At 74.3% G+C, this 18285-nt stretch carries 18 protein-coding genes; 2 read left to right on the top strand and 16 right to left on the bottom strand.

Features of this window, described 5'->3' with window-relative positions:
• Nucleotides 1-2: 2 nt before the first annotated feature.
• On the top strand, nucleotides 3-1010 hold the full coding sequence (locus BUE29_RS14265; protein ID WP_073390937.1) for a glucose-6-phosphate dehydrogenase assembly protein OpcA: 1008 nt from the start codon (nucleotides 3-5) through the stop codon (nucleotides 1008-1010).
• The gene (gene pgl / locus BUE29_RS14260) at nucleotides 1007-1777 is read left to right on the top strand and encodes a 6-phosphogluconolactonase (protein ID WP_073390936.1); all 771 of its coding nucleotides are present in this window, start codon (nucleotides 1007-1009) and stop codon (nucleotides 1775-1777) included. The genes BUE29_RS14265 and pgl overlap by 4 nt, the downstream gene beginning before the upstream one ends.
• Before the next feature lie 162 nt (nucleotides 1778-1939).
• Here the strand turns inward: pgl and BUE29_RS14255 are convergent, their stop codons facing one another.
• From BUE29_RS14255 to BUE29_RS14175, 16 genes are all read right to left on the bottom strand, one after another.
• Nucleotides 1940-3154: an MFS transporter gene (locus BUE29_RS14255; protein ID WP_268766584.1), complete on the bottom strand. Its 1215-nt coding sequence runs from the start codon at nucleotides 3152-3154 to the stop codon at nucleotides 1940-1942.
• Between the two features lie 81 nt (nucleotides 3155-3235).
• Complete coding sequence (locus BUE29_RS14250) at nucleotides 3236-3577, bottom strand: RNA polymerase-binding protein RbpA (protein WP_073390934.1); 342 nt, start codon at nucleotides 3575-3577, stop codon at nucleotides 3236-3238.
• Nucleotides 3578-3592: 15 nt separating this feature from the next.
• A complete protein-coding gene (gene secG, locus BUE29_RS14245; protein WP_073391190.1) occupies nucleotides 3593-3829 on the bottom strand; it encodes a preprotein translocase subunit SecG in 237 nt (78 codons plus the stop codon).
• 63 nt (nucleotides 3830-3892) lie between these two features.
• Complete coding sequence (gene tpiA / locus BUE29_RS14240; protein ID WP_073390933.1) at nucleotides 3893-4741, bottom strand: triose-phosphate isomerase; 849 nt, start codon at nucleotides 4739-4741, stop codon at nucleotides 3893-3895.
• A gap of 4 nt (nucleotides 4742-4745) precedes the next feature.
• Entirely contained in the window at nucleotides 4746-5966 is a 1221-nt protein-coding gene (locus BUE29_RS14235) for a phosphoglycerate kinase (protein ID WP_073390932.1), read from the bottom strand.
• Nucleotides 5967-5971: 5 nt separating this feature from the next.
• Nucleotides 5972-6976, bottom strand: a complete 1005-nt coding sequence (gap, locus tag BUE29_RS14230) for a type I glyceraldehyde-3-phosphate dehydrogenase (protein WP_073390931.1) — start codon at nucleotides 6974-6976, stop codon at nucleotides 5972-5974.
• 113 nt (nucleotides 6977-7089) lie between these two features.
• Nucleotides 7090-7413, bottom strand: a complete 324-nt coding sequence (locus BUE29_RS14225) for a hypothetical protein (protein WP_073390930.1) — start codon at nucleotides 7411-7413, stop codon at nucleotides 7090-7092.
• A 193-nt stretch (nucleotides 7414-7606) separates the two neighbouring features.
• A complete protein-coding gene (locus BUE29_RS14220; RefSeq protein ID WP_234971459.1) occupies nucleotides 7607-8227 on the bottom strand; it encodes a response regulator in 621 nt (206 codons plus the stop codon).
• An 8-nt stretch (nucleotides 8228-8235) separates the two neighbouring features.
• Nucleotides 8236-9711 carry a sensor histidine kinase gene (locus BUE29_RS14215; RefSeq protein ID WP_073390929.1) on the bottom strand — a complete coding sequence of 492 codons (1476 nt, stop codon included), beginning with the start codon at nucleotides 9709-9711 and terminating at the stop codon, nucleotides 8236-8238.
• Between the two features lie 3 nt (nucleotides 9712-9714).
• The gene (locus BUE29_RS14210; RefSeq protein ID WP_073390928.1) at nucleotides 9715-10221 is read right to left on the bottom strand and encodes a hypothetical protein; all 507 of its coding nucleotides are present in this window, start codon (nucleotides 10219-10221) and stop codon (nucleotides 9715-9717) included.
• Between the two features lie 145 nt (nucleotides 10222-10366).
• Nucleotides 10367-11347 (bottom strand): DNA-binding protein WhiA, encoded by a 981-nt coding sequence (whiA, locus tag BUE29_RS14205; protein WP_073390927.1) that lies wholly within the window; start codon nucleotides 11345-11347, stop codon nucleotides 10367-10369.
• Nucleotides 11338-12321, bottom strand: a complete 984-nt coding sequence (locus tag BUE29_RS14200) for a gluconeogenesis factor YvcK family protein (RefSeq protein ID WP_073390926.1) — start codon at nucleotides 12319-12321, stop codon at nucleotides 11338-11340. Before BUE29_RS14200 ends, whiA begins: the two co-directional genes overlap by 10 nt.
• Before the next feature lie 49 nt (nucleotides 12322-12370).
• Nucleotides 12371-13291: an RNase adapter RapZ gene (rapZ, locus tag BUE29_RS14195; RefSeq protein ID WP_073390925.1), complete on the bottom strand. Its 921-nt coding sequence runs from the start codon at nucleotides 13289-13291 to the stop codon at nucleotides 12371-12373.
• Entirely contained in the window at nucleotides 13288-15312 is a 2025-nt protein-coding gene (gene uvrC, locus BUE29_RS14190; protein ID WP_073390924.1) for an excinuclease ABC subunit UvrC, read from the bottom strand. Before uvrC ends, rapZ begins: the two co-directional genes overlap by 4 nt.
• Before the next feature lie 158 nt (nucleotides 15313-15470).
• Nucleotides 15471-17150: an IPT/TIG domain-containing protein gene (locus tag BUE29_RS14180; protein ID WP_073390923.1), complete on the bottom strand. Its 1680-nt coding sequence runs from the start codon at nucleotides 17148-17150 to the stop codon at nucleotides 15471-15473.
• Nucleotides 17151-17229: 79 nt separating this feature from the next.
• Nucleotides 17230-18282: an adenosine deaminase gene (locus BUE29_RS14175; protein ID WP_073390922.1), complete on the bottom strand. Its 1053-nt coding sequence runs from the start codon at nucleotides 18280-18282 to the stop codon at nucleotides 17230-17232.
• Nucleotides 18283-18285: the final 3 nt, after the last annotated feature.

Genomic DNA, 18285 nt, shown 5'->3' with positions numbered 1-18285 from the left:
TCATGACCACTCTCTGGGACACCACCGGCACCCACGTCGTCCGCGCGCTCGCGGCCGAGCGACGCACCGGCGGCGCCGTGACCTCCGGCCTCGCGCTGACCCTCGTCGTCGTCACCGACCACCAGGACATCGAGGAGGCCGAGGAGGCCGCCGCGCTCGCCGCCAGCATGCATCCGATGCGGATGCTCATGGTCGTCCGGCAGCAGATCGACGCGCCCGTGCCGCGGCTGGACGCCGAGGTGACCATCGGCGGCCGGCTCGGGCCGGGCGAGTCGGTGGTGCTGCGCATGTACGGCCGGCTGGCGCTGCACGCCGAGTCGGTGACGCTGCCGCTGCTCGCGCCGGACGCGCCCGTCGTCACGTGGTGGTTCGGCCAGCCGCCGGACAAGATCGCCTACGACCCGCTCGGCGTGTTCGCCGAGCGGCGCATCACCGACGTGCTGCGCTCGGAGGACCCGAGCGCGGCGCTGCAGCAGCGGGCGGTCGACTTCGCCCCGGGCGACACCGATCTCGCCTGGACGCGGCTCACCCCGTGGCGCGCGGCGCTCGCGTCCGCGTTCGACGGCCGGCGGCGGCACGCCCCGACCGGGGCCACGGTGCGCGGCGGCAGCAACGAGCCCTCGGCCCGGTTGCTGGCCGGGTGGCTGGCCTCGCGCCTCGATCTGGACGTGTCGGTCGACGGCACCGACGACGAGCCGATCAGCGGCGTCGAGATCGAGTTCGCCAACGGCAAGACGACGCGGGCCACGCTCGAGGGCAGCAGCCTGGTGCTGCGCCGCGAGGGACAGCAGGACTCCTACCAGCCCTTCGGCGAGCGCCCGCTCGGCGAGCTGCTGGCCGAGGAGCTGCGCCGCCTCGACGCCGACCACATCTACGCGGCCGCGCTGTCGGAGGTCACCGGCGTCGAGGGTCTCGAGGAGCGCTCGTCGACGCGCCAGCACATCTGGTGGGATCCCGCCACCGGCAAGGAGGGACCGCAGCAGCCCGAGCCCGAGGAGGCCGCATCGTGAGCGACGACGCAACGACGGGCGCCGCCGGCGCGGCGCCCGAGGTCGTCGTGCAGCCGTCGGCCGACGAGCTGGCGCAGAGCACCGCCGACCGCACCACCGCCGCGCTCGCCGCGGCGATCACCGCGCGCGGGGTCGCGCACCTGGTCGTCACCGGCGGCGGCATCCTCGAGCAGGTGCTCGCGGCGCTGGCGCCCCGCGCCGAGGCCCTCGACTGGAGTGCCGTCCACGTCTGGTGGGGCGACGAGCGCTGGGTGCCGGCCGACTCGGAGGATCGCAACGATCGCCCCGCCCGGGCGAAGCTCTTCGACCGCGTGCCCGTCGACCCGGCCAAGCTGCACCCGATGCCGGCCGCCGACGCCGGCTTCGACGACGCCGAGGCCGCCGCCCAGGCGTACGCCGCAGCATTGGCCGAGGCCGCCGACGGAGCCGACACCCCGGCCTTCGACGTGGTGCTGCTCGGCATCGGGCCGGACGGCCACTGCGCCTCACTCTTCCCCGGACACCCCGGTACGGCCGTCCTCGACCGGTCCGTCATCGCGGTCCACGACTCCCCCAAGCCGCCGCCGGACCGGCTCTCGTTGACCTTCCCGGCGCTGGACGCCGCCCGCGAGATCTGGTTCGTGGCGTCCGGGAGCGGCAAGGCCGAGGCGGTGGCGAGGGCCGTCGCCGGGGCCGATCGCACCGAGGTGCCGTCGGCGGGACCGCGGGGCCGCGAGCGGACCCTGTGGCTGGTCGACGAGGACGCCGCGGCCGGACTCGAGAGCTGACCCGGCCGCGCCGCTGCGCGGCCGACGCCTCACCCGCACCGGTGTGCCGCGCGTTGTCCCACGGCCCGTGTGCAGCCCGTATACGCGCTGCACACGGGCTGTAGGACAACCCGGCGGGAAGCAGGGGGCGGCGACGCCCGTCGCGCGCCGCTGGTTCCCGGCTCAACCCGAGCCGACGCGCCCCGTCAGCAGGCTCGCCACCGCGGCGGCCGCCGCCGCGCCGAGCACGACGGCGGCGACGGCGACGTCCGCGGTGAACCGGTCGGTGACGACGCCGGCCACCGACGCGGCGCCGGCCGCCCCGAGCCCGAAGGCAGTGGCGACCCAGGCGTTGGCCTCGGTCAGCAGGGCGGGCGGACAGAGCCGCTGCACGGTGCTGAAGACGGCGGTGAGCACGACCGGCAGCGCGAGCCCGGACAACGCGGCCAGCGGCAACCAGGCGACGGGCGGCAGCGGCAGCGCGAGCGGGACGTACCCGCCGGCGAGCGCGGCCGCGGCCAGGGCGAGACGCGGCGGCTCGGCCTCGCTGTGCGCCGCGCCGTAGAGCCCCGCGACCAGCGCACCGGCCGCATTGGCGGCCAGCGCCCACCCCGTGAGCACCGTGCTGTGCCGCCCCCCGGCGTAGGCCGCGGCCACCACGGCCAGCGCACCGACCGGGACGCCGCACGCGAGCGTGGCGACGAACAGCCGGACGAGCACGGGATGACGCAGCGGCGTGCCGCGGCGTCCCTCGTGCGGCGTCGGGCGCCAGTCGCGCGGCGCGCGCAGCGCCACGAAGGCGAGCGTGCCCGCCGCGCCGAAGAGCACGCAGGCGAGCACGCCGCCGGCGTCGCCGAGCAGCGCGACGCCGGCCGTCGCGAGCAGCGGACCGACCACGTAGACGACCTCTTGGGCGCCCACGTCGAGGCTGAACGCGGCCTGCAAGCGCGGGCCGGTGCCGACGACGTCGGGCCAGAGGGCCCGCAGGCAGGGCTCGAGCGGCGGCGTTCCGAGCCCGGCGACGGCGGCCGCGACGGCGGAGACGCCGACGTGGCCGACCCCGGCGAGCGCGAGCACGACGAAGGCGACGGAGCTGACCAGCGCGGCGAGGACGAGCACCGCCGGTTGGCCACGACGGTCGACGACCCGCGCGAGCAACGGCTGGCCGACCGCCGTCCCGGCGGTCAGCAGGGCCGCGAGACCGCCGGCGAGGGTGTAGGTGCCGCCCTGCCCGCGGACGAGCAGCAGCACGGCCAACGCCGACATCGCCGTCGGCAGCCGACCGACGAGCGCGAAGGCGAGCAGGTGCGGGACCTGCGGGGTGGACAGGACGGCGCGCAACTGCGCCATGGTTGCTCCCGGGGATCGGACGGACGCGGACGGCGGTCCGGTCCGGATCTAGGGAGCGAGGTCGCCGCGCTCCGGATCGCTGCCGTACAACGGCAGGACCACGGTGGGCGGCAGGGTCACCTCGGCGCGCTACTCGCCGCGCCGGGCACGGAGGCGGGCCAGCGCCTCCTCGAGGATGGCCTCGCCGTCCTCGTCGGAGCGACGCTCCTTCACGTACGCGAGATGCGTCTTGTACGGCTCGTTGCGCGGCGCGCTCGGCGGCGCGTCCGCGGCCCGGCCGGCCGGGAACCCGCACCGCGGGCAGTCCCACGTATCGGGCAGGGGCGCATCGGTCGAGAACGCGGGCCGGACCTCGTGGCCGTTCGCGCAGAAGAAGGAGACGACCTGGCGCGGCGCGGACTCACCGCGCTCGTTCTCGCCCATCGGCCCCGCCCCGACCCGGCTGCCCCGAATCGCACTGCCACCAGCCACGTACGTTGTCCCTTCTCAGCCCTGGTTCTTGTACAGCAGGCACAACCCGACGATGGAGATCGTCCAGACGGCACCGGCGACGACGGTGAGCCGGTCGAGGTTGCGTTCGACCACCGACGAGCCGGAGAGGCTCGAGTTGAACGATCCGCCCAGCATCGAGGACAGGCCGCCACCCTTGCCGCGGTGCAGCAGCACCAGCACGATCAGCAGCAGGCTGGCCACGACCATCACGATCGACAGCGCCAGAATCATGGACATACCTCGGTCGGCTCGGTGCGCGGGCGCACGTCGTGCGCGCGCGAGATCGTCACGACATTACCCAACGCCGGTCGCGGCCGCGCCGGCCGGTGTGCCCGCCGCGATGCAGATCTTGGCGAACTCCTCGGCATCCAGGCTCGCGCCACCGACGAGGGCGCCGTCGACGTCGGGCCGGCCGACGATCTCGGCGGCGTTGGCCGCCTTGACCGAACCGCCGTAGAGGATGCGCACGGTGCCGGCCAGCTCGGTCGAGTAGAGCTGCGCGAGCGTGGCCCGCAGCGCGGCGCAGACCTCCTGCGCGTCGTCGGGTGTGGCGACCTTGCCGGTGCCGATCGCCCACACCGGTTCGTAGGCCACGACGAGCGTCTCGGCCTGCTCGGCGGTGACGCCGCGCAGCGCGGCGGTCAGTTGCGCGGTCGTGTGCTCGATGTGCCCGCCGGCCTCGCGGACGTCCAGCGTCTCCCCCACGCACAGGATCGGGGTGACCCCGTTGCGGTAGGCGGCGACCACCTTGGTGTTCACGACGTCGTCGCCCTCGGCGTGGTACTCGCGGCGCTCGGAGTGCCCGACGACCACGAAGCGGCAGCCGAGCTTGGCGAGCATCGGGCCGCTGACGTCACCGGTGTAGGCGCCCGAGTCGTGCGGCGAGAGATCCTGCGCGCCGAACGCGATCGGCACCTGGTCGCCGTCGATCACCGTCTGCACGCTGCGCAGGTCGACGAACGGCGGGAGCACCGCGACCTCGACCCGGTGCGTCTGCTCCTCGTCGAGGCTGAAGATCAGCTTCTGCAGCAGCCCGATGGCCTCGAGGTGGTTGTAGTTCATCTTCCAGTTGCCGGCGATCAGCGGGCGGCGGCCCTCGATCGGCGGCAGCGGCTTCGTCGTGCCCTTGCTGGCCGGTGCCATCCCGCTAGCTCGCCTCAAGAACCGAAACACCGGGCAGCTCCTTGCCCTCGAGGAACTCCAACGAGGCGCCGCCGCCGGTGGAGATGTGGCCGAACGAGGACTCGTCGAGGCCGAGCGCCCGCACGGCGGCGGCGGAGTCGCCACCCCCGACGACCGACAGCCCGGGCGTGCCGGCGACGGCCTCGGCGACCCCCTTCGTGCCGGCCGCGAACGGCGCGAGCTCGAAGACGCCCATCGGGCCGTTCCAGAACACCGTCCGCGCGCCGTCGAGGCGGGCGGCGAACTCGCGGACGGAGTCCGGACCGATGTCGAGCCCCTTCTGTCCCGCCGGGATCGCGTCGGCGGGGACGGTGCGTGTCCCGGCGTCGGCGGCGACCTCGGCGGCCACCACGACGTCGGTCGGCAGCACGATCTTGTCGCCGGCCTCGTCGAGGAAGCGGCGGCAGTTGTCGATCTGGTCCTGCTCCAGCAACGAGTCACCGACCTCGTGGCCTCGTGCCGCGAGGAACGTGAAGCACATGCCACCGCCGACGAGCAGCGTGTCGACCTTGGGCAGCAGCGATTCGATGACGGCGAGCTTGTCGCTGACCTTGGAGCCGCCGAGCACCACCGCGTAGGGCCGTTCTGGCTCGCCGGTCAGCCGCCGCAGGACCGTCAGCTCGTCGCGCACGAGGTCGCCGCAGTAGTGCGGCAGCAGCCCGGCGACGTCGTAGACCGACGCGTGCTTGCGGTGCACGGCGCCGAACGCGTCGTCGACGTAGGCGCCGGCGGGCTCGGTGTCGGTGCCCTCACCGCCGGTCAGCCCGGCGAGCTCGCGGGCGAACGCCGCGCGTTCGGCGTCGTCCTTGCTCGTCTCGCCCGCGTTGAAGCGGACGTTCTCGAGCAGCAGCAGCTCGCCGTCGGCCAGGCCCTCGGCCAGCAGCCGCGCGCTCTCGCCCACGGTGTCGGTGGCGAACTCGACCGGCCGGCCGAGCAGCTGGGCGAGCCGATCGGCCACCGGCCGCAGCGAGTACTTCTCGTCCGGCGCGCCCTTGGGCCGACCGAGGTGCGCGGTGACGATGACCCGCGCGCCGTGGTCGAGCAGCTTGGTGAGCACCGGCAGCGACGCGCGGATGCGACCGTCGTCGCCGACCGCCCCGTCCTGCAGCGGCACGTTGAGGTCGGAGCGGACGAGCACGCGGCGGCCCGTCACCCCGACCCCGAGCAGGTCGTCGAGCGTGCGCATGCGACTCAGAGCGAGGAGCCGACGAGCGCGGCCAGGTCGACCAGGCGGTTGGAGTAGCCCCACTCGTTGTCGTACCAGCCGACGACCTTCACCTGGTTGCCGGTGACGAGCGTCAGCGGCGCGTCGACGATGCACGACGAGGGGTCGGTGACGATGTCGCTGCTGACGATCGGGTCCTCGGTGTAGGTGAGGTAGCCCTTGAGCGGGCCCTCGGCCGCGGCCTTGTAGGCGGCCTTGATCTCCTCGACCGAGGCCTCCTTGGCGAGGTTGACGGTGAGGTCGGTGGCCGAGCCGGTCGGGATCGGCACGCGCATCGCGTAGCCGGTCAGCTTGCCGTTGAGCTCGGGCAGCACGAGCCCGATCGCCTTCGCGGCGCCGCTGGAGGCCGGGACGATGTTGAGGGCGGCGGCGCGGGCGCGTCGCAGGTCCTTGTGCGGGCCGTCCTGCAGGTTCTGGTCCTGCGTGTAGGCGTGGATCGTGGTCATCAGCCCACGCTCGATGCCCCAGTTGTCGTGCAGCACCTTGGCCAGCGGGGCCAGGCAGTTCGTGGTGCACGAGGCGTTGGAGATGACGGTGTGCTCGGCCGGGTCGTAGTCGCCGTCGTTGACGCCCATGACGACGGTGACGTCCTCGTTCTTGGCCGGCGCCGAGATGATGACCTTCTTGGCCCCGCCGTCGACGTGCACCTTGGCCTTGGTGGCGTCGGTGAAGATGCCGGTCGACTCGATCACGACGTCGGCGCCGAGGTCGCCCCACGGCAGCGCGGCCGGGTCACGCTCGGCGAACGCCTTGAACGCCTTGCCGTCGACGGCGATCTCGTCCTCGGTCGAGGTGACCTCGCCGGGGAAGCGGCCCAGGATCGAGTCGTACTTGAGCAGGTGCGCCAGGGCGGCGTTGTCGGTCAGGTCGTTGACGCCGACGACCTCGATGTCGGCGCCGGCCGCCACCGCGGCGCGGAAGAAGTTGCGGCCGATCCGGCCGAAGCCGTTGATGCCCACACGTACGGTCACTGCGTTGCTCCTCGAGACGGTCGACGGACGGGTTCGTCACACGATGCGCGAACCCCGACCCTATCGGGTGGGCCGGGGCGGCCTCGCGCGCCGAGGTGACCGGGCGGTACGGGTCAGCGGGGGCCGGGCGAGGGACGCGTGGACGGCCCGTCGGGCCCCGCCTCGCCGGGCTGCTGGGGGTTCGCGTCGCCGCCGCCCTTGTGGCCGTACCCCTCCCCGAAGCCCTTCGCGGTGTCCTTCGCCTTGTCGCGCAGCTGACCGAACAGGCTGCCCGCCTTCGCCGCGGCCTTCTCCGCGCGGGGGGCGGCCTGCGCCTGGGCCTTGGCGATCTTCGGGGCGGCGGCGGCCTTGGCGCGGGCAAAGGCGTCGCGGGCCTTGGCCGCGGCGCCGTCGGAGGCGCCGGCGCCGCCGGGCGTAGTGTCCTCGGGGTTGGTCATGATGGGCTCCTCGCTGTCGGCGTCCCGTGGCCGGCCGGCGCGCGGTCGTGCTCCGCGCCGGGCCCGGTCCCCCACCGTAACGCGGCCGGGGCGGTGGTCAGCCGGCCAGGAACGGACCCGCCCAGTCCGGCCAGACGGGCCGGCCGGCCGACGCGGCCACCGCGCCGAGACCGGCGAGCGCGGTCGCGGGACCTCACTCGGCGGGCAGGTGCTCGCGGGCCCACAGCGCGGCCGAGGTGCGGTCGGTGACGCCGATGCGCCGGAAGACGTTGCCGAGATGCACCTTGACGGTGCGTTCGGAGATGCCGAGCGACCGGCCGATCTGCTTGTTGGCGAGACCCTGGGCGGCGAGACGCAGCACCTCGGTCTCGCGCTCGCTGAGGGTGTCGGCGGGGTCGGGTCCGCCGCGCGCGGGCAGCAGGGCGCCCGCCACCCGCGGGTCGAGCGGGGTGTGCCCGGCGGCGGCGGCACGGATCGCGGTGAGCAGCTCCTCGGGCGTGCAGTCCTTGAGCACGTAGCCGACCGCGCCGGCGGCCACCGCGTCGCGGACCTGCTTGCGGTCGGCGAACGACGAGAGCACCACCACGCGGACGTCCGGGCGCGCGGCCTGCAGCGCCCGCGTCGCGCCGACGCCGTCGAGCACCGGCATGGAGAGGTCCATGAGCACGACGTCGGCGGCCAGCGGGTCGCCGCCGGTGAGCAGCTCGACCGCGTGGGCACCGTTCTCGGCCTCCCCCACGACCGCGACGTCGGCCGCGGAACCCAGCACGGACGCCAGGCCCACCCGCACCAGCCGGTGGTCGTCGACGACCACGACCCGGATCATGCGGACCCCGCCGGCACGACCGCCCGCCGCTGCGCGGGCAGCCGCAGCCGCCACGCCGTCCCCGCGCCCGGTGCGGTACGCAGCGCCAGCTCGCCGCCCTGCTCGCGGGCGACGTCGTCCATGAGCGACAGCCCGAAGTGCCCCGCCGGCCGGGTCGCCGGGTCGAAGCCCGTCCCGTCGTCGGCAACCTCGAGGACGACGAACCCGGCGCCGTCCGCGCCGTCCCCGTCGCCCGAGCCCTCCTGCTCGCGGTGCACGCTCACGTCGACGCGTGTCGCGCGGGCGTGGGTGGCGACGTTGCGCAACGCCTCCTGGGCGGTGCGGAAGACCGCCTCGGTGCCGGCGGGGTCGAGGCGGTCGCAGGCCGCCTCGTCGATGGCGACGTCGACGACCAGCTCGGCGTCCAACCGCAGGCCGGTGACGAGGTCGCGGAGCGCAGCCGGCAGTCCCGCGTCGTGCAGGTTCGGCGGGTAGATGTCGACGAGCAGCGAGCGCATGCCGCCGATGCTGGAGCGGACGGTGTCGCGGGCGTCGCGCAGCTGCCCGCCGAGGGTGTCGTTGCCGCGGGCGTCGGCGTCCTGCGCGCCGGCGGCGATGGCGAAGGAGGCGGCGACGAGGTCCTGCACGACACCGTCGTGCAGGGTCGCGGCGATGCGGCGCCGCTCGTCGAGCGAGGCGTCCATGGCGCGGCGCAGCATGTCCTCGCGCTGCTGCTGCGCGCGGCGGGCACGGGACAGCAGCGTCCAGCCGAGCGGGACGAGCAGCAGCACGAGCGCACCGATGCTGCCGAGCGTGATGCCGGCGAAGCCACGCCAGATCGAGTGGGCGCGGTCGGCGACCTGGTCGTAGCGGAAGTAGGTCTCGAGCAGCAGCGGGTGACCGGCGGGCGTCCAGACCGCGCGGTGGACCTCGAGCAGCGTGCCCCGGCCGCGCTCGTAGCGGTTCTCGGGCTCGTCGAGATCGCTGATGTCGGCGCTCACCTGCTGGTCGGTGAGCGCCTCGCGGGCGTCGCCCTCGAGCTCGAAGCGTTGCCCGACGAGACGCGGCTCGTCCGACCACAGGATGCGGCCCTGCGGGCTCCACAGCTTGACCCGCACGATGGCCGCGCGCGACAGCAGCTGGGCGCGCACCACCGGAGCGATCCCGGCCGCCGCGGTGGTGCTGGTGGCCATCGGATCGGTCAGCGCGGGTTGCACCGCGGTGTCGGCGAGGACGTTGGTGAGCTCGGCCGCGTCACGCACCGACTCGCTCTCGGCGGCGCGCCGGCTGACGAGCAGGCCCACCACCGCCACCGCGGCGATCACGACGACGGCCGCCGCGCCGACCTGGAGCAGGACGGTGCGCAGCCGCGGCAACCGGCCGGGACGGCGTGCGCCCGCGGGCCGGACCACGACCCAGTCGGCGACGGCAGCGGCACGACCCGCGTCCGTGTCGGGACGCGGGTCGGTGTCGGTGGGGGCGGGTCGGCTCATCGGCTACCGGTCTCGATCGTCGCCGCCGCCGTGGCGGCCGTGGTCGTCGCCGGCCTCGCTGCTGCGGCGACCGCGATCGTCCCCGGGCTCGCTGCTGCGGCGACCGCGATCGTCCCCGGGCTCGCTGCTGTGGCGGCCGCGATCGTCGCCGGGCTCGCTGCGGCGACCGTGGTCGTCCCCGGGCTCGCGACTGCGGCCGTGGTCGTCGCCGGCCTCGCTGCCGCGGCCGTGGTGCCGCCCGTGCGTCGAGGCGGCGCTCGACGCGGCGGCGGCCGAGGCGGTGGGCCGGGCGCTCGTCGCGCCGGTGGTCGGGGTGGCCGTCGGCGAGGCGCTGCCGCGTGACTCGACGGCGCGGCCGTGGTCGTCGAAAAAGACAACGGCGGCCTGCGACGGCGTGCGCACCGGCACCCGCTCGTTGAACGAGGGGGCGCCGGCGAGCGCGAAGGCGGTGGGGACGGCGATGGCGAGGGCGCCGACGGCGGTGGCGCCGGCGATGACGAGTCGATTCACGGTCTACTCCCGGTCAGGCTTCGGTGTGCACCGTCGAATCTGCTGCAGCTCGGGTTCACCGCACCATCGGACGATGGCACTAGTACTTGACCGACAGGGGAAACGCAGCGGCGGCCGGAAGGGTTCGATCCGCGCGGCGGGTCGGTCAGGGAGCGAGCATCTCGGGGGTGACGGCCGACTCGGTGTCGGGGATGCCGAGGTCGCTGGCCCGCTTGTCGGCCATCGCCAGCAGCCGGCGGATGCGGCCGGCGACCGCGTCCTTGGTCATGACCGGTTCCGAGAGCGCGCCCAGCTCCTCGAGCGAGGCCTGCTTGTGCTCCAGGCGCAGCCGACCCGCCTGCAGCAGGTGGTCGGGGGCGTCGTCGCCGAGGATCTCCAGCGCCCGCGCGACCCGCGCGCCCGCGGCGACGGCGGCCCGCGCCGACCGGCGCAGGTTCGCGTCGTCGAAGTTCGCGAGCCTGTTGGCGGTCGCGCGCACCTCGCGGCGCATGCGCCGCTCCTCCCACGCCATCACCGAGTCGTGGGCGCCGATGCGCGTGAGCAGCGCGCCGATGGCGTCGCCGTCGCGGACGAGGACGCGGTCGCCGCCGCGCACCTCGCGCGCCTTGGCCGAGACGCCGAGGCGCCGGCCGACGCCGACCAGGGCGAGAGCCGCCTCGGCCGACGGGCAGGAGATCTCCAACGAGCACGCGCGGCCGGGCTCGGTGAGCGAGCCGTGGGCGAGGAACGCGCCACGCCAGGCCGCTTCGGCGTCGGCGACGCCGCCGGCCACGACGAGGTGCGGCAGCCCCTTGACCGGCCGGCCCCGCAGGTCGACGAGTCCCGCCTGCCGGGCGAGCCGCTCGCCGTCCTTGGTGACCCGCACGAGGTAGCGACTGGTCCGACGCAGGCCGGCGGCGGCGACGATCTGGACCTCCGAGCCGTGCCCGAAGATCTCGGCGATCTCCTTGCGCAGCCGCCGCGCCACCGAGCCCGTGTCGAGCTCGGCCTCGATGACGATGTGGCCGCCGACCAGGTGCAGCGCACCGGCGAAGCGGAGCATCGTGGCGAGCTCGCTCTTGCGCGCCGACATACGGCTGACCGGCACTCGGCTGAGCTCGTCCTTCACCGCGGCGGTCATTGCCATGCGCTGGCTCCTCCCCCGGCGAGTCCGTGTGCGGCCCCGTCCAGTACGTCCTGCAGAGCTCGACTCAGCCGGAGCGGGTCGTGGCGCTCCGCGCTGTCGTCGGCAGCGAGTCTAGACACACGCAGTTGCGCACCGATCCGGGAGACGTAACCGGCGAGATCGGTGAGGTCGAGAACGGAATCCTCGTCGGCCAGCACGGTGTCGATGGGCAGCCCCCCGAACGGCTCGGCGTGCGTCTGCAGCAGGGCGAGCAGCTCGTGAGGTTCGTAGGCGTCGGTCTCGCCGAGCTGGGGCACCAGGTTGAGGACGACGACGAGTCGAGCGGTGGTGTTGGCGAGGGTCTTGCCGAGCTCGCGCAGCAGCAGGTGCGGGATGACGCTGGTGAACCAGGACCCGGGGCCGAGCAGCACGAGATCGGCCTCGCGCACGGCGTCGACCGCGTCGGCGCAGGCCGGCGCGCCGGGGGGCAGCAACGAGATCGAGCGCACCCGGCCCGGCGTGGTGGCGATGGAGACCTGACCGCGGATCTTGCGGGTGCGCGACGGGTCGTCGGGGTCGAAGTGGTCGGCCTCGCCGACGAGATCGAGCGGGACCGGGCTCATCGGCAGCACCCGGCCCACCGCGCCGACCAGCGCGCCGAGACGCGCGAGCGCGGCCACCGGGTCGGGCTCGCGTTCCAGCAGCCCGGTGAGCACGAGGTTGCCGACGGGGTGGCCGGCGAGCACGCCGTGACCGCCCAGCCGGTGCTGCAGCAGCTCGGCCCACGCCGTCGCCTCCGGGTCGGCGCCGGCGAGGGCGGCGAGCGCCATGCGCAGGTCACCGGGCGGCAGCACCTTGAGCTCGCGCCGGATGCGCCCGGACGAGCCGCCGTCGTCGGCCACCGTGACGATCGCGGTGAGGTCGTCGGTGAGCAGGCGCAGCGCCGACAGCGACGCGTGCAGACCGTGCCCGCCGCCCAGCGCCACCGCCTTCACCGGCCGGCCCGTCGCGCGTGGCGCTCCCGATGCTCCCGACGCCGCCGCGTCACTCACGACCGAGGTCCCGGTGCACGACGTGGGTCCGCACCCCCATGGCATCGAGCCGGGCCGCGAGCTGCCGGCTCATCGCCACCGAGCGGTGCTTGCCGCCGGTGCAGCCGACGGCGAGGGTGAGGAATCGCTTGCTCTCGCGCCGGTAGCCCGCCCCGACGATGCGCAGCAGGTCGGTGTAGCTGTCCAGGAACTCGGTGGCGCCCTCCTGGCCCAGCACGTAGTCGCTGACCTCCTCGTCCTGGCCGGTGAGGTCGCGCAGCTCCGGGATCCAGTGCGGGTTGGGCAGGAACCGGACGTCGACGACCATGTCGGCATCGACCGGCAGGCCGTACTTGAACCCGAAGGACAGCACGGTGGCGCGCAGCGCGAGGGCGTCGTCGGAGGCCGGGCCGGTGAACGCCGACTCGATGGCGCGGCGCAGGTCGTGCACCGACCGGTTACTGGTGTCGATGACGAGGTCGGCGTCGTCGCGCAGGCCGGCGAGCAGTTCCCGCTCGGCGTTGATGCCGTCGACGAGGCGGCCGCCGCCCTGCAACGGGTGGGCGCGGCGCACGCTCTCGAAGCGGCGCACGAGGACGTCCGAGCCGGCCTCCAGGAACAGCACCCGCGGCCGCAACGTCCGCGGCATGCCGCGGATGGTGCCGCGCAGGTCCTTCGAGAACGCCCGACCGCGGACGTCCATGACGACGGCGAGCCGGGTGACCGCGCCCTGGCTGCGGCTGCCGAGGTCGACGAGGGTGCCGATGAGCTCGGGCGGGAGGTTGTCGACGACGAAGAAGCCGAGGTCCTCGAAGCATTTGGCCGCCGTGCTGCGCCCCGCTCCGGACAGCCCGGTGATGATCACCGTCTCCAGCGCGCCGGCGGGAGCGGCGTCGGCGGGGACGGCGCCGGTCGTGGTGTCGCGTTCGTTCACAGCACTTCCCCGGTGGTGACGTTGACGGCGGGCGCGGCCGCGCCCTCAGCGGCGAGGGCGGCGACGATGGCCGCCGCGGTCCGCCGGCCGATGCCGGGCACCTCGACGATCTCGGTGACGTCGGCGGCCCGCAACCGCTTGAGCGAGCCGAACCGCTTCATCAGCGCCTTGCGGCGGGTCTCGCCGAGGCCGGGGATGCCGTCGAGGGCGGAGGTCGTCATGGCCTTGGACCGCTTCTGCCGGTGGTAGGTGATGGCGAAGCGGTGTGCCTCGTCCCGGACCCGCTGCAGCAGGTAGAGCCCCTCGGAGGTCCGCGGCAGGATCGCCGGGTACGGCTGGCCCGGCAGCCAGACCTCCTCCAGTCGCTTGGCGAGGCCGACGAGCGCCACGTCGTCGATGCCGAGGTCGGCCAGCACCGCCGCGGCCGCCGCCACCTGCGGCGCGCCCCCGTCGACGACGAGCAGGTTGGGCGGGTACGCGAACTTCTTGGGACGTCCGGTCGCCGGGTCGATCCCCGACGGCACGGCCGGGGGTGCGTCGCCCACCCCGGGTTCGCCGGCGGACTCCACCGCCTCGGCGCCGGGATCGCTGTCGGCGTCGGCGCCCTCGTCGAGCTGGTCGTTCAGGTAGCGCGCGAAGCGGCGGCGGGTGACCTCGGCGATCCACTGGACGTCGCCGGTGCCCTCGGAGGTGTCGCGCAGCGCGAAGCGTCGGTACTCGCTCTTGCGGGGCAGGCCGTCCTCGAACACCACCATGCTCGCCACGACGTTCGTGCCCTGCACGTGGCTGATGTCGAAGCACTCGATGCGCAGCGGCGCCGACGGCAGCTCCAGGCTCTCCTGCAGCTCGTCCAGGGCGCGCGAGCGGGCGGTGAGGTCCGAGGCGCGCTTGAGCTTGTGCTGGTTCAGCGACTGGGCCGCGTTCCGTGCGACCGTCTCGGCCAGCGCCCGCTTGTCGCCGCGCTGCGGCACCCGCACCGAGACCCGGCGCCCCCGCCGCTCGCCCAGCCATTCCTCGAGCACGGTGGCGTCGTCGGGCAGCACCGGCACCAGCACCTCGCGCGGGATGTCCTCGCCGCCGTCGGTGAACAGGCCGTAGAACTGGGTGAGGAACTGCTCGACGAGGTCGCCGGTCGACATCTCGTCCAACCGGTCGACGACCCACCCGCGCTGCCCGCGCACGCGACCGCCCCGGACGTGGAACACCTGCACCGCCGCCTCGAGCTCGTCCTCGGCGAAGGCGACGACGTCGGCGTCGGTGCCGTCACCGAACACGACGGCCTGCTTCTCCAGCGCCCGGTTCAGCGCACCGAGGTCGTCGCGCAGCCGGGCGGCCCGCTCGAACTCGAGGTTCCCGCTCGCCTCGACCATCTCGCGTTCGAGGCGACGCGCCATGGTGTCGGTCTTGCCGGCCATGAAGTCGCAGAACTCGTCGACGATGTCGCGGTGCTCGTCGGCGCTCACCCGGCCCACGCACGGCGCGCTGCACTTGCCGATGTAGCCGAGCAGGCACGGCCGGCCGACCTGGCCGGCGCGCTTGAAGACGCCGGCCGAGCAGGTGCGGGCCGGAAACACCCGGGTGAGCAGGTCGAGCGTCTCGCGGATCGCCCACGCGTGCGAGTAGGGGCCGAAGTAGCGCACGCCCTTGCGCTTGGGGCCGCGCATCACCTGCAGCCGCGGGTACTCCTCGTACAGTGTCACGGCCAGCGACGGGTAGGACTTGTCGTCGCGGTAGCGGACGTTGAAGCGCGGGTCGAACTCCTTGATCCAGTTGTACTCGAGCTGCAGCGCCTCGACCTCGGTGCGCACGACGGTCCACTCGACGCTCGCGGCCGTGGTGACCATCTGCCGGGTGCGCTGGTGCAGTCCGGCGATGTCGGCGAAGTAGGAGTTCAGCCGCTGCCGCAGGCTTTTTGCCTTGCCGACGTAGATGACGCGGCCGCGCTCGTCGCGGAACTTGTAGACGCCCGGCTCCAGCGGGATCGTCCCGGGAGCGGGGCGATACGTGGACGGGTCGGGCACGTCCTCCAGGTTAGTAGCCGGGGGCGACGCTTCCGGGCGCTGGGCTTACGGGCGCTGGGCTTACGGGCGCTGGGCTTCCGGGCGCTGGGCTTACGGGCGCTGGGCTTCCGGGCGCTGGCTCCCCCTCGCCGCACGGTGCAGCCCCGGCGCCGATCGGGTCAGCGAGGGGTGATGTCCAGGATCACCGGCCTCGACTTCTCGAGGGGTTCACCCTCCCCCGCGTCGGGGTCGTGGTCGTAGTTGTAGTCCCCGACCGCGGTGCACCGCCCGACCGCGGCGCAGTCGACGGCGGTGAACTCGTAGCCCGAGTACCTCGGACGTCCCTTCGGGCTCGGCGCGGCCACCGGCGTCCACACGCCGTCGGCGTAGGTCTCGACGATCGCGTCGCCGCGGACGTCGTTCGCGTCGCCGTCGCCGCGTGATCCCACGGCGACGCACGCACTCGGGTTCGCGCAGGCCAGGTCGGACAGTGCGAACCACCCCGTCCTCGACGTCGCAGGACGGGGCATGGGGAAGACGCGTGCCGTCGTGCCGTCGTGCAGGCGCAGCGCGACCGGTTGGAGTCCCCGCCGGCCGGACAGCCCGCGGACCGAGTAGGCGGCCAGCGCCCAGCAGGTGCCGGTCGTCGGGCAGCGCAGCGACGCGTCGCCCTCGACGGCCACGGCCCACGCGGTGGCCGACCTCGCGTCGGCCGGCACCGGCACCGCGGTCCAGTGCACGGCGCCGCCGTGCAGCGTCGCGAACGACAGCGGCGCGGCGCCGCCACCGGCGAGCCCGCCGGCCAGCAGGGTGCACCGGTCCCGGTGCGCGCAGTCGAGACCGTCGACGTCGGGGTTGAACTTCTGTTTCCAGTGCGGCGGATTCGGCAGGAACCGCGACGTCCAGGTGGTCCCCGCCCGGACCGCGACGATGTTCCGGCTCGTCGTCGCGGTGTCGGCGGAGCCGGTGACCGTGCACCACCCGGCGACCGGGCAGGAGACGTGGTCGAGGACGACGTGACGCGAGCCGGCGGGCACGGGCGCCGCGGTGACCTGCCACGTGCCGCCGTCCAGGGTGTAGACGTGCTGCTGGTCGAACGCGACGCAGTGCCCCGGGCCGCCGCACGCCACGTGGAGCAGGGCGCCCACGGCCCCGTTGTCGCCCTCGGGCGGGACGGGCGCCGTCACCGAGGTCCAGGCGCGGCCGTCCCAGGTGCTGATCAGGCTCGCGCTGTCGGCGTTGTAGCCGCCGACGGCCACGCAGTAGGTCGCGGTGGGGCACGCGAGGTCGGCGAGATCGGCGGTGCCGTCACCGTCGGAGTCGGCCGGGACCGGGACCCGCTGCGTGATCGTCCGGCCGTTCGTCGTGACCCGGGCGACGGGGCCGGCACCGCTGAAGTCGGAGCCGAGGCTGATGCAGGTGCCGACGGCGGGACACCGGGTCGCCGAGTACTCGAGGTCGGCGGCCTTCCCGCCGGGTGCGGCCTCGGCGGCGACGGCGCGCAGGGTGCCGGGCTGGCGGGCGTGCCGGAACTCGTAGCGCGCCGTGTTCGACGTCCCGGCCTTCGTCCGGACGACGACCGGGAAGCGGGTGCCGTGGCGGTGGCCGGCCGGAAAGGCGGTGATGACCTCGGCGTCGATCACCGTGGCGTCCGTGCGGCGGCCGGCGACGGTCACCGTGCCGCCGGTGAGGTGACGGCCGTGGATGATCAGGTGGGCGTAGCCGACGCTCGAGCCGTAGGCGGCCTCGACCGACGTGATGACCGGCCGCGGGGCGCGCGCCTCGGCCGACACCCCGGCCGCGGCGAGCACTCCGCCACCGACGAGCACGACGACGAACAGGAACCGGACGAACCGCACGAGCTGCCCCCTCCACTCAGGTGGGGTAAACCTGCCCTGCCCGCGGGCGTGAGGTCAACGCGTGCTCGCTGCCGATCTCTCAGCCGGCCGTGTCGCGGTAGTCGTCGATCTCGGCGAGCAGCAACGCCTTCCCGGGCTCGTCCAGGAACGAGGCGCGGACGGCTGCGCGGGCCAGCTCGGCGACACCGTGCTCGGTGAGGCCGAGCAGCTGCGCGGCGACCGCGTACTCCTGGTTGAGGGTCGTCGAGAACATCGGCGGGTCGTCGGAGTTGATCGTCACCGGCACCCCTGCGGCGACCAGCGCCGGCAGCGGGTGCTCGGCCAGGCTCGGCACCGAGCGGGTACGGACGTTCGAGGTCGGGCACACCTCGAGCGGGATGCCCTGCTCCGCGAGATGCGCGAGCAGCCTGGGATCGGCCGCCGCGGCGATGCCGTGCCCGATGCGTTCGGCGCCCAGGTGGTCGAGCGCGTCCCAGACGGTCTCCGGTCCGGTGGACTCCCCCGCGTGCGGGACGCTGTGCAGCCCCTCGGCGATCGCGGCCCGGAAGTGGGGCGCGAACTGCGCACGCGGGACGCCGATCTCGGGACCGCCCAGCCCGAAGCTGACCAGGCCGTCGGGGCGGTAGCGGGTGGCGATCTCCAGGGTCGTGTCCGCGGCCGGGAGCCCGGCCTCACCCGGGATGTCGAAGCACCACGACAGCGCCACGCCGAAGTCCTCGCGGGCGCGCCGGCGGGCGTCCTCGACCGCCTCGCAGTACGCCGCGGCCGGCACCCCGCGCACCACCGACGAGTACGGCGTGAGCGTCAGCTCGGCGTAGCGCACGTTCTGGTCGGCGAGGTCGCGGGCGATGCCGTGGGTCAGCGTCCACACGTCCTCCGCGTCGCGGATCAGGTCGACCACCGAGAGGTAGACGGTGATGAAGTGCGCGAAGTCCGTGAAGCGGAAGTAGTCGGCCAGCAGCGCCGGGTCGGCGGGCACCGGCGACGCACCCTCGTGACGGGCGGCGAGCTCGGCCACGACCTGCGGGGACGCCGACCCGACATGATGGACGTGCAGCTCGGCCTTGGGCAGCCCGGCGACGAAGCGTCGGAGCGTCGGGTCGATCGCGGGCAGGTCGGCAGCGGGGTCCATGGC

The sequence above is a fragment of the Jatrophihabitans endophyticus genome, from assembly GCF_900129455.1.
GTDB lineage: Bacteria > Actinomycetota > Actinomycetes > Mycobacteriales > Jatrophihabitantaceae > Jatrophihabitans > Jatrophihabitans endophyticus.
Note: the sequence above shows the minus strand (reverse complement) of the source record. Positions and strands in the feature narration are given on the sequence as shown.

Coding starts and splice junctions, on each gene's coding strand:
- BUE29_RS14265 (WP_073390937.1), top strand. CDS start 3: ATGACCACTCTCTGGGACACCACCGGCACCCACGTCGTCCGCGCGCTC.
- secG (WP_073391190.1), bottom strand. CDS start 3,829: ATGATTCTGGCGCTGTCGATCGTGATGGTCGTGGCCAGCCTGCTGCTG.
- tpiA (WP_073390933.1), bottom strand. CDS start 4,741: ATGGCACCGGCCAGCAAGGGCACGACGAAGCCGCTGCCGCCGATCGAG.
- BUE29_RS14235 (WP_073390932.1), bottom strand. CDS start 5,966: ATGCGCACGCTCGACGACCTGCTCGGGGTCGGGGTGACGGGCCGCCGC.
- BUE29_RS14225 (WP_073390930.1), bottom strand. CDS start 7,413: ATGACCAACCCCGAGGACACTACGCCCGGCGGCGCCGGCGCCTCCGAC.
- BUE29_RS14215 (WP_073390929.1), bottom strand. CDS start 9,711: ATGAGCCGACCCGCCCCCACCGACACCGACCCGCGTCCCGACACGGAC.
- whiA (WP_073390927.1), bottom strand. CDS start 11,347: ATGGCAATGACCGCCGCGGTGAAGGACGAGCTCAGCCGAGTGCCGGTC.
- BUE29_RS14175 (WP_073390922.1), bottom strand. CDS start 18,282: ATGGACCCCGCTGCCGACCTGCCCGCGATCGACCCGACGCTCCGACGC.